Source organism: Schlesneria paludicola DSM 18645 (genome assembly GCF_000255655.1).
Taxonomy (GTDB): Bacteria; Planctomycetota; Planctomycetia; order Planctomycetales; family Planctomycetaceae; genus Schlesneria; species Schlesneria paludicola.
Window position 1 is genome coordinate 3,260,742 of sequence record NZ_JH636435.1, and the last position, 11,641, is coordinate 3,272,382.

Genomic DNA, 11,641 nt, shown 5'->3' on the forward strand with positions numbered 1-11,641 from the left:
CAGAATGCCTATCGCTGGTGCGATGATTCGAAAAAAAGGGTTCACGCTAATCGAGTTGCTGGTTGTGATTGCGATCATCGCAGTACTCATCGCGCTATTGTTACCGGCTGTTCAACAGGCCAGAGAAGCCGCTCGGCGAACGCAATGTAAGAACAATCTGAAGCAGCTCGGCCTGGCGATCCACAACTACCACGACGTCTACAACGGCCTGCCCCCGGCCTATATTCTGATCGCGGCAGCGACGCCCGTAAATCAGAACTTCTCAGGCATCGGCACGAAACTGCTGCCCTACCTCGATCAAGGTCCTCTTTTCAACATGTGGGACAGCACAACGCCGCCGATTCCTTCGGTGGCGGGCACCCAATACAGCGCCACCGCCGCTGCGGCAAACATGACCGTCGTTGCCACTCAGCTTGCCGCTTGGAAATGCCCCTCGTCAACCGCAGCAGCGACCAGCACCGCCATTTATCCTCAAGGTACATTCGGCAACAATGTTCCCCAGGCAACCTACCAGATTCCCTATGCCCGCGGCGATTATTCCGTCACAACAGGAGTCGCGGGTGGATACTCGCAGTACGCTTACAATGGGAACCCAAGCACACAGCTCAATGGTGCTCTCGGAGTCTCCAACAACGGCGGCGTAGGTACCTGGACCGGACTGAAAGACATCACCGATGGCACGTCAAATACGACGGTTCTGGGAGAACGAACAGGCGGCACGGTGATTTACAACAAGACGTCCCCGACGGCAGTGGCGGCGGTCATGGCGAGCAACTACATCCTGGGAAACCAATATGGCGCGGTACTAAACGGTGTCGGATGGGGTGACTTTTTGATTGGCGAACACGCGATCGCGGGAACCAATCAAGATGGAACTCAAAGCCTGGTTGTTGTGGGATCAGGTGCCGATTTTGGTGGCTCTTGCGCCATCAATTGCACCAACATTCGTAGCGGAGGCTACCACTCGTTTCACACGGGCGGCGCACATTTCCTGATGCTTGACGGCGCCGTGCGATTTATCTCGGACAATATCAGCGCCGCAAATTTCGCCGCGGCAATCACTGCGAGAAACGGTGAAGTTGGCGGTTTGGACAACTAATGTCCGTGGAGATCTCGCGGGTGCCAGATTCTGTCCAAACTCTACAGGTCAGGCACCCGATCTTCGTTTTATCGATGCACGGCCGCGGCCTCGACAGAATCGCTGCACAAGGAAATTCAATGCGCCAGCGGCGAGTTGCAATGGTGGCCCTCGGCATGTCGATGATTGCCACTCTGATCTCTGGGTGTGGCGGCGCAAACTCGACGTCAGGCCAGAAGCCCACATTCAAAGTCGTGGGGCTCGTGACGATCGACGGTGATGTGCCGAAATCACCCCTCCAAATTGTCTGCTACCCCAGAGAAGCCAACGCCGATTCATCAAGCGCGGTGCGCCCATCGTGTACGACGAAAATCGATGGTTCGTTCGCGTGCACCACATACCGTGATGGAGACGGGGCACCCGCCGGCGATTACTCTCTGGTCATCACGTGGCAGGATGTGGACCAGGTCACACGAAAAGTGAAGACCAAGGACAAGCTGAATGGTCGCTACAGCGATCCCAAGAAATCCGAAATCCACTTTACGGTGACAAACAAGACTGTCGAGCTCGGTACAATTGAGCTCACATCAAACTAGCGGAATTAAGACTGGATTGTCACTTCCGTCAGCAATGAACCGCATCGGCCGATTGGACTTTGATTCAGACAATCATCAAAACGTCATCGATCAACCAGTACTTCGTTTTTCGGTGACCGTACTCGAAGCCAGGGCAAACTCAGCATCGGCCTCGAATTCTCTTGGATCTTCAAATCGGAACTGACAAGTCGATCAAGTCACCGCGAGGAGCCCAAAAGCCTGCGGACAATCCTCGCGAATCTGCCAGGACAGAGCGATTTGATTGTGCGACGGAATCAAATCGCACGCCATCAGGTAGTGGATCACGTGCTTTTTTCGAATCGGCGATGCGCACCAGACGCACTCGCCATCTGCCATTCGAACTAGGACTTATCTCGCGGCATAGTCCTAGTTTCTTACCCGACAAAAGCACACGTAATCGCTCACAAGCCGGGGACTGGCTCGTTTTCCCGCGGCAAAGGGAGGTTGCGCTGGTCGATCCACTGCGGATTTCAATGAACCGGGAAATTGCACCTATCCCCCTCTCTTCGGGCTATGAACGGTGACCAAGCACACAAACATGTTCGATACCAAAGCAAATGTCCCGAACGTCAGACGACGTTCGGGACATTTTGAGTGGATGTGATCCTCAACCATTATTGAGGATCATTTGCAAGCCATTTAACCGTTCAGCTCGCCGCCGGTCTGATCTTTCGTGCTGAGGGCATTGGCCCAGAACCAATCGTTGCCCGCCGATCCCGTAAGTGTATTCTTCACAGCATCGAGCGAGACAGTCGTGTTGTCCAGGAAGTAGTTACCGCTCGCCCCTCCTGCGGTCGTGTTGAGCCCTCCCGCCAAAGTCCCACGAAGATGGCCCACTCGAGTTGCGTAGTCATTCGCCGACGTCCATTCATTGCGAATGGCGATGAGTGCCGCCTGATTCCCGGAAAGACTGGTGCTTCCCTCAATCAAGATGTCGTCACCGTCATTGCCGGTCAGTTGATCCGCCCCACCACCGCCGATGAGAATATCTCGGCCCGAACCACCGACGAGCAGATCCGCACCTGAACCACCGATCAAGATGTTGCTACCCGACCCGCCAAAAATTCTTGAGGCGAGCGTTGAATTGCCCGTGACGATGTTGTTGCCTGATCCCAGGGAGACCGTTTCAAACGTGTTGCCAGCCACGTCAATCCGATAACCCGTACTCGCATCGGCAACTTGCGGCCCCGCAGCCGCCGACAAACTGAATGCCATATCATGCGTAAACGACGTAAACTGCAAGGCGTCCGCACCACTGGAATCTCTGAGCGTATCGACGTCTGAAGTACTGCCCGTCCGCTGTGTCAGCACGAACGTATCGTTACCGTCACCGCCATCCAAATAATTCGTCCCCAGTCCGCCAAAGATCGTGTCGTTGCCACCGTTGCCATACAGGGTGTCGTTCCCAGAACTGCCAATCAGCCGATCATCACCAGCACCACCGATCAGCGTGTTATTGCCCGTCCCCGCGTAGATGATTGTCCCAAGCGTTGAATTGCCCGTAACAACGTTGTTTCCAGAACCCAAGACCAACGTTTCGAATGTGTTACCAGACACGTCAATCCGATACCCCGTGCTCGCATCGGCCACCTGCGGTCCCGCTGCCGCCGACAGACTAAACGCGAGATCGTGCGTGAAATCAAAAGTGACTCTGTCCGAGCCGCTGGAATCTCGGAGCGTATCAACATTTGTTGTAGTACCCGACCTCTGTGTAAGGACGAGCGTATCGTTACCATCACCACCATCCAGGTAGTTCGTGCCCAGACCACCGGAAATCGTGTCGTTGCCACCGTTGCCATACAGGTGATCATTCCCTGAACTACCATACAGCCGGTCGTCGCCTGCTCCACCGATCAACGTGTTACTGCCAGATCCCGCGAAAAGCGTGGTCCCAAGCGTTGAGTTGCCCGTGACCACATTGGTCCCTGACCCAAGGACGACCGTTTCAAATGTGTTGCCCGACGCGTCAATCTTATAACCCGTGCTCGCAACGGCAACTTGTGGGCCTGCAGCTGCCGACAAGCTGAACGCCAGATTTTGCGTAAACGTAGAGAACTGCAAGGTGTCCGAACCGCTCGAGTCTCTCAGCGTATCGACATCCGTCGTGCTGCCCGTTCGCTGCGTCAGATTGAACGTATCGTTCCCGTCGCCACCGTCCAGGTAGTTCGTGCCGGTCCCACCGGAAAGCACATCGTTGCCACCGTTGCCATACAGGGTGTCGTTCCCTGAGCTGCCAATCAACCGATCATCACCCGCACCACCGGTCAACGTGTTATTGCCGGTCCCTGCGTAGATGATTGTCCCAAGCGTTGAATTGCCCGTGACAACGTTGTTTCCAGAACCCAAGATCACCGTTTCAAACGTGTTGCCTGATGCATCAATCCGGTAGCCCGTGCTCGCATCGGCAACTTGCGGCCCCGCGGCTGCTGACAGGCTGAACGACAAGCCGTTCGTGAATTCAAACGACAATCTGTCCGAGCCACTGGAATCTCGGAGCGTATCGACATCTGTTGTGGTACCCGATCGCTGTGTCAGGATGAGTGTATCATTACCGTCACCACCATCCATGTAGTTCGTGCCCAGGCCACCGGAAATCGTGTCGTTGCCACCGTTGCCATATAGGTTGTCGTTCCCCGAACTACCATACAGCCGGTCGTCGCCTGCTCCACCCGTCAACGTGTTGTTGCCCGCCCCTGCAAAAATGGTTGTTCCGAGCGTCGAATTGCCTGTCACGACGTTGTTGCCAGACCCCAGCACGAGCGTTTCAAATGTATTGCCCGATGCGTCAATCTTGTAACCCGTGCTCGCATCGGCAACTTGCGGTCCCGCGGCTGCTGACAGGCTGAATGACAAATCGTTTGTGAAATCAAAATTGATTCTGTCCGAGCCGCTGGAATCTCGGAGTGTATCAACATCCGTTGTACTGCCCGATCGCTGTGACAAGATGTACGTATCGTTTCCATCACCGCCATCCAAGTAGTTCGTACCTTGCTTGCCAAAGATCGTGTCGTTGCCACCGTTGCCATAGATCGTGTCGTTCCCTGAACCACCAATCAGTCGGTCATCGCCTGATCCACCGATCAACGTGGCATTGCCAGTCCCCGCATTAAGCGTCACGGGAACACTGACCGCAGAGCAATCGACAACACAGGTCCCGCTTCCGCTGTACGAGGTGAATTGCGTTCCGGATTGCAGACTGTAAACCGTGGTCTGATCGTTTCCCGCTCCAGACGAAATCGTAATCGCACTAACAAGTGCTGCACTGTACGAGTAAACGATACCGTTGATGGTGACCGTCAACGTGGTTGCATCTTCCGCGACCGTGATCACATCGCTTCCTGCAGTCCCGACCACAGAGAGGGCTGACCCCGTCAACTGAACGCCTTGCCCGACGTCAAACTTTGTGAGACGGGTTCCCGTGTAGGACGATGCAATGGCATTGCCGCCAGCATCCAGAACGGACGCAGTGCCAGTCAGATTGAGCCCTAGTGTGCCACTACCCAGAAGTCCGGTCACAGTAACCGTGTAAGACGCACCGGAACCGGTCACCCCAATTGTACCGCCGGTCACTCCATCGCCCGACAGCGTGAAACTGCTTGGATCGACGCCTGTAACGGGCTCGCTGAAGACAACATTGTACGTCGCGGTGGAACCGGTAATCGGATCTGCGACAGGCGTAATCGACAAGACTCGTGGTACGGCGTCGACGTCGCGAGAAACAATGTTACTTGTCTTCAGACCATCCGTGATGCTGAACGAAACCGTTCGAGCGCTCGTGTCTGTCCCGGCATGCTGGAACTGAATTGATCGCAGGGCCGCCTGGTAATTCGCCTGGGTATCACTTCCCGATAGGGTCAAGGTCCCCGTCGACGAGTCCCAACTTCCAACAATGCTTCCGGTGTTTGTAAACAGAAGCTGATCGACGCCGCTGGCGTATCCCGCCGAAATCTGGACCGTCGCCCCAGTAATCAACGTGTTATTGGCCTCTGAAACTGTCAGCGTCGACGTGACCGGGACAGGTCCGCTTCCGGAATGAACCAAGGTTGATCCCTCGATTCCGGCAAGAATTGGAACCACTTCTTCCACGGTCAGCGAGATCGACGTACTGGCAGTCTTCGCCCCACCGGTACCGGTATGCCCCTGGTCATTGATGGCAAGTGCGAGTGAGTCGCTACCGAAGTACTGAGCTGTCGGCGTGTATGTCAGCCCTCCGACAGCCGCAAGCGTCGCATTAATCTGCGCCAATGTCGCCGTAATGGTAAGTGAGCCTGAATTATTTCCAACAATCTGACCACTGCTCACCCCGCCGCTGACTCCCGTCAGCAGCGACAATGTTCCGTGAGCCACACTCAGCGTGTAAACCTCATCGAGCCCATTTGAATCCGAATCCGCAAACTGAATCCCCGTAACAATCAGGGAGTCGTTTTCAAAAAGCGAACCGCTGGAAGGTGCCGTGATCGACGGAGCTTGATTGACTTGAACCACAGTGAGCGCTACCGACGCGGTCGCCGTCTTCACGCCGCCGACGCCCGTGTGACCGCCATCGTTAATGCCCAGCGACAGAGTATCAGGCCCGAAATACTGTGAAGTCGGCGTGTAGACCAGCCCGGCGGCATCGGCCAATGTCGCATTGATCTGCGCCAACGTCGCCGTAACGGTCAATGAACCGGAATTGTTATTGGTGACCTGGCCTGCGGTAATGCCGCCCAACACGCTGGTGTTCAGCCCGAGGATTCCATGCGCAACACTAAAAGTGTACGTTTCATCCAGGCCGCCCGAATCGATGTCCGTAAAGGTAATACCACTCACGACAAGCGGAACATTGCTATTCGTCGAGGCTGTGGACGGAGCAGTGATCGTCGGAGCCTGATTGACCTGGGTGACATTGATGGTCATGAGCCGGGGAGTCGTATCGAGGTTGGATGCCCCGAAATTCGTATTCCCATCACTCTGCACCTGGAAGGTGAAACTGGCATAGTTAGCACCATATCCAAAAGCGTTTGGCGTATAGACCAGCTTACCGGCGGTGATATCCGCGACCGAAATAAAATCACCGGCGTGGACCGCCACATTATTCTTCGTCAACGTCCCCGATCCGTTGGTCAGGGTCGTAATCTTGACGTTGGTAAAATTGTATGCGGGTGAGTTGTTTGGATCGGTATAACCAAAATCGGCCGCGGTGAATGTGTAAGACGAGTTTTCAAGCGAGGCCACCGTGTTGGACGTGCCGACCGGTGGTTGCGTCACGGGCACCACGCCAATGTTCTTCGTCTTGGTCGCTGTCAGTTGATTCCCGCCGGTGTTCCCTAAATCATTGATTGTGACGGTCAGCGTTTCGCTGCTCGAGAAATTGATATTCGGCGTATATTTGATATGCCCAAACGGGTACGGCTGAGTGGTGTTGTTGATCGCCGCCAATGGCGCTGTGATTGTGACGGTACTGGTACCGTTTCCGGTGATTTGCGCACCGGTGATACCACCCGAAACCGTCGTGTCGATCAACAGCGTGCCGTGTGCAACGCTCAGCGTGACCTGCTCGTTATTGCCACCGGAATCATCGGAAAACGCGATTCCACCAAAGTCAGCGGACGAGCCCTGATTTACAGAAAAAATGGCTGTCGTAATCGCAATGACTGGCGTTGCGTTCGTCAGCATCAATCGACGTTCAAGCATCTCGATGGTCGCAGGAGCCGAGTTTTGTCCGACAATCCGGACCCCTCGGCGGAATTGCGATGAGCGATTCCGAACCGAACCCTTGATCAATCCCCGCTTTAGGTTCTGCAACCACGAAAAAACCATAGTGTCTACCTTCAGAAGATACTTGGATGCGACCGCCACACGGTTTGAAACAATCGAACGCGCCCTTGTTGGCCCGCGCCAAAAACCTCTGATTCCCTGAAAACGAGAACCAAAGGGAAGGTGCATCAAAGGAACGTCCGCCCAGAGGTCGGAAAACACTTCCGCCCCTCTTTTTGCGATACTTGGCTTTTGCCAAATCCCACCCAAAAGCGCACGAGTTGGAATGACCGTGACATCAAAAAGCATTCACGCCAGCGGGCGTTCACAATGCTCTGGTCACTCGGCTCCAGAAGGTGGGTTAAAGTCTTGCGGTGAAAAGCAGCACCGCGAACAGTAATAAGGAAGGGATACACGCGTCAACTAGTTATTTGTATTTTTCGGCGTATTCATCAGATTTTGCCAACGCGACACCAAGATGCTGGCTTCGGTTTTGGAAGTGCGTGAGCGGATAGACCTTCAACTTTGGTAACAAGATCACTCGCACCTCTCCGTTATTGACCTAACAGAATGAGAAATAAAAACTTGCGGCACAGACGCCGTGGTAAAAAATCGCAAGTCACCTTAAAACACTCTGTCTCTATGAACACTGAGTCGCAACAAAAGTTCCGTAAAAAACTCTGCAAAAGTGTTTGAATTTTGATTTGCAAAACCACAGATCGTCATGGATTCCCCAAACGAGGATTGACACCCGGCATCCGAGCCCCGACTGCCTGCCTCTAGGCCTGCAGACGCCCCCGAAGCGGCAATACCCGCAGTGGCTCGACGCCTGCCAGATCCAGCTCCCTGTCCTGCGGCGGCTTCAGCGCCGATTCGCGCCAGCTCGTCGATGGTTATCTGCAGCCGCGCATCGTGACGTCCTTTGAGCAATGACTCGCGACGGCGAACAGATTGTTGCCGCGTAACCATTCGTAAAGCCCCCCATAGGGGCTGGCAAGGCGATCCAACTGCGAGGTCTCGTGCAGACCTACTCCTTACCCCCCCCCAGCCCCTCAAAAAAATCATCGGCATCAATCAACACGATGTCGGGCGGTACAGGCCCCTCTGGGTGAACGGCGAGCCCAATGCATCCCATTGCCGTCGGCACAGCCACACAAGGTACATTCGATTTAACGGAATCAGACATCGATTAATCCTTGAGGAGTGATTTTGGTAAACGATTCGCCGATGTGTCACGAGTTTATCACCCGACCAAACGCACGAGGACCGCCCCCGTCGAACTTCGATAATCCAATGTCGCAAAGAGCCGAAGCCCCTCCCACATTCTTGCGATCAACCCGCCAAGCACCTCGCCCCCAGCCGCAAGCGGACTCACGATGCGTGTCGTCTCCTCGTGGCGAAACGTCAACGCACACCTCAGCCGCGTTGCTTTTCAACCTCAATGACAAGCACTGCTTTCGCATTGAACAATTTGTCAATTATCCACAACCCGCATCTGCATCAGACGTTCAGACGACGATGTTTCAGTTCGAAAACACTTCGGCACTGAATTTGTTAACACGTTGACTACGGTGCACATCCAGCCAATCTCCGACGCCAGCGACTCCCCATTCCTCGTTGCGTCAGATTGACAGAGCGTTCACCACCCTGCTCGAGTATGTCTCGAAGACCAGCTGCTTTTGATTACGGAATCCACTGTCATGACAAAACCAATGATTGTCGTGTTAAGCCACGACCAGCTCATGGCCGCTGAACTTCCCGGACTTTTTCAGGGGCGTGCGGAGATTCGTGCCTGCAACTCGCTCGATGACCTTCTCGGGCTTTCCCAAGAACACCAACCCGCCGCGCTCGTCGCCGACTTCCGCCGTGCATCGAACGGAGGTCATCAGGAAACACGCATTTTGGAATCGATCCACGAACGCCATCCTCAGATGCGACTGGCGATGGTCACTCCAATTGCCTGTCCCGAAACCCTGGAACGCTGTGCGGCGATAACCGAAATCACGCACTTGCGAGGGCACCTCGATCGCGCAACACTCTTGACCGCGTTCCGCGGCCTGTTCACTGATCGAGACACCTCGCCCCCAGCCGTCACGTCGCCAAGCGCCCCCTCAACGGTGGTCGAATATGTCGACGACGAACCACTGGGTGTCCTCACGGGCATCAGCCGACGCTACGAAACCAATTCACCTCACTTGAAACAGATGCTGTTTGACCTGGAGGTCGCTGCCCGACACGACGTGACCATTTTGCTGATCGGCGAAACCGGAGCAGGCAAGACATACCTGTCGCGCCTGATCCACGAAGTCTCGCTGCGCCGCCATGAACCGTTTCTGCCAGTGGCCTGCGGCGCTCTGCCGAACGATTTGATCGAAAGCGAACTATTCGGGCACGCGAAAGGAGCATTCACCAGCGCCCATCAGGACAAAGAGGGCAAGTTCCTCGCCGCCCGCCGCGGATCGATTCTGCTGGACGAAATTGACGTCCTGGGACTCGAACAACAAGTGAAATTGCTGCGAGTCATCGAGACCGGTGAATTCGAGCCCGTTGGCTCCAACCACACGCAGCATTGCCAGGCACGACTGATTGTCGCCAGCAATCTCGACCTGCAACCGTTAGTCGAACAGGCCCGCTTCCGGCCAGACCTGTACTACCGACTCAACATGTTAAAATTCGTCATTCCGCCTCTGCGGCACCGGAAGATGGATATTATTCCACTGGCGAAGAAGTTCGTACGACAGTTCTCGATGAAGCACGGTGTCCGCATTGACGAAATCGACCCCGGAGTCTTCAGCTCGCTCCTCGAATATCCATGGCCCGGAAATGTCCGTGAACTCGAACATGTCGTACAACGCGCGGTGATCTACTGTCGCGATGGAAGACTTCTCGCTTCGCATTTACCGCAGCATATCCTGTCCGGTCACGCCGGTCCGACGAATGATCCAACCGTGGTCCTGTCACACTTCGAAAAAACAGTACCATCGCCGCAGCAGCAACCAGCACAGGTCGATCGCACGCTCGGCAACCAGATCGCAGTCAACGAAAAGGAAATCATCGAACAAACACTCTTCAAGAACAATTTCAGCCGAACCAAGTCCGCACGAGAACTCGGAATCAGCCGCGTCACGCTCTACAACAAGATGAAAAAATACGACTTGCAAGACTGACTGCATGATGGACGCACACCCGGGCGCGAGGCCTTTAGCCACATCCCTCTTGCTTCATGCTCGCAATCTGCTGCGAGACCATAAACCCCAACCCATCCAACAAAGCCACAGCACGACGATATGACCGTCCGGCGTCAACACGTCGGGTTCTTCGAACTATTCGACCTCTTCGCAAGACGATTGAGTCGCCCACATCAGCTCGCCTTCACGATGTCTCCCTCGCCCCAGCAATCTGGCACCGCGAAAGGCCCATCATGAGCTTCCACCCAACCTCACCGTCGTGCCAAGGTCTCCACGGACCGGCAAACACAGATCTCGCTCTCAGACATTGCTCATTCCCAAGCTCCCACTTTTGACGCAGCGCAGTTCTGGAATTGAATCCATTTGCGTTCTCCTCGCTCCGACGTCCCCGCATTAGTAACGCCACTTACGACTACTCTCCGTCGAGCAGAACGGTCCCCCGAAGCCGATGTACTTGCTTCTACTGCGTACGAAGAGCCACCAACCGATACCTTTGCATCGAAGAAACAACGGCACAACTTTTCAAACTGCCGTCAGGGAACGCTTCATCTCCCATCAACTTTTGACCGGAAAGCTTACTATCATCCTGGAACCATCGTAAAAAAGGCATTCCCTGACGGCAGTTTGCACACAGGGAACACCCCGGAGCGAGACATTCGGCACACCGAGTTGCGTTCGCTCTACGGATTACGGCCATCAGCCGCGTGGTATCCGAAGACACAGCGCGCTTCCCAGCAAGAGATCAATGAGCGAACGCTTCTCGGCTCGCCAGACTGCCCTGCTCCTCTCACGACCGATCGTGGAGACAGTACTCAACGCAACTGGGATTCAACGAAATCAGCACCCAAAGAAAAAACAAACCCTCCACTTTTGGTGGAGGGTCGTTTTTAAAATGCCCGGCAATAACCTACTTTCACGCTTGTAGGCACTATCATCGGCTGCATGAGCTTAACGGTCGTGTTCGGAATGGGAACGTGTGTTTCCTCAGGCATATGGTCACCGGGCTTTTATCGTCGTGACGC

The 11,641-nt window shown here is 54.9% G+C and carries 5 protein-coding genes and 1 rRNA gene; 3 read left to right on the forward strand and 3 right to left on the reverse strand.

Translation table 11 applies throughout. From position 1 onward, the window contains the following. The first annotated feature begins 4 nt into the window (after nt 1-4). Together OSO_RS0132105 and OSO_RS0132110 are read left to right on the forward strand one after the other, a co-directional pair. Entirely contained in the window at nt 5-1,099 is a 1,095-nt protein-coding gene (locus OSO_RS0132105; RefSeq protein WP_010586998.1) for a DUF1559 domain-containing protein, read from the forward strand. 119 nt (nt 1,100-1,218) lie between these two features. Next, entirely contained in the window at nt 1,219-1,674 is a 456-nt protein-coding gene (locus OSO_RS0132110; protein WP_010586999.1) for a hypothetical protein, read from the forward strand. Nucleotides 1,675-2,334: 660 nt separating this feature from the next. Here OSO_RS0132110 and OSO_RS0132125 read toward each other — a convergent pair. Both OSO_RS0132125 and OSO_RS51085 read right to left on the reverse strand, forming a co-directional pair. Continuing rightward, on the reverse strand, nt 2,335-7,494 hold the full coding sequence (locus OSO_RS0132125; protein WP_162130575.1) for a beta strand repeat-containing protein: 5,160 nt from the start codon (nt 7,492-7,494) through the stop codon (nt 2,335-2,337). A gap of 964 nt (nt 7,495-8,458) precedes the next feature. Further along, complete coding sequence (locus tag OSO_RS51085) at nt 8,459-8,617, reverse strand: hypothetical protein (protein WP_157605581.1); 159 nt, start codon at nt 8,615-8,617, stop codon at nt 8,459-8,461. A 514-nt stretch (nt 8,618-9,131) separates the two neighbouring features. Here OSO_RS51085 and OSO_RS0132145 point away from each other — a divergent pair. Then, nucleotides 9,132-10,598 (forward strand): sigma-54 interaction domain-containing protein, encoded by a 1,467-nt coding sequence (locus tag OSO_RS0132145; RefSeq protein ID WP_010587002.1) that lies wholly within the window; start codon nt 9,132-9,134, stop codon nt 10,596-10,598. 915 nt (nt 10,599-11,513) lie between these two features. On the opposite strand, the gene rrf is transcribed toward OSO_RS0132145, so the two are convergent. Continuing rightward, nucleotides 11,514-11,623, reverse strand: a 5S ribosomal RNA gene (gene rrf / locus OSO_RS0132150). Nucleotides 11,624-11,641 lie beyond the last annotated feature (18 nt).

Excerpts from the sequence above, each read along its gene's own strand:
- OSO_RS0132105 (WP_010586998.1), top strand. The coding sequence starts at position 5 with ATGCCTATCGCTGGTGCGATGATTCGAAAAAAAGGGTTCACGCTAATC.
- OSO_RS0132110 (WP_010586999.1), top strand. The coding sequence starts at position 1,219 with ATGCGCCAGCGGCGAGTTGCAATGGTGGCCCTCGGCATGTCGATGATT.
- OSO_RS0132125 (WP_162130575.1), bottom strand. The coding sequence starts at position 7,494 with ATGGTTTTTTCGTGGTTGCAGAACCTAAAGCGGGGATTGATCAAGGGT.
- OSO_RS51085 (WP_157605581.1), bottom strand. The coding sequence starts at position 8,617 with ATGTCTGATTCCGTTAAATCGAATGTACCTTGTGTGGCTGTGCCGACG.
- OSO_RS0132145 (WP_010587002.1), top strand. The coding sequence starts at position 9,132 with ATGACAAAACCAATGATTGTCGTGTTAAGCCACGACCAGCTCATGGCC.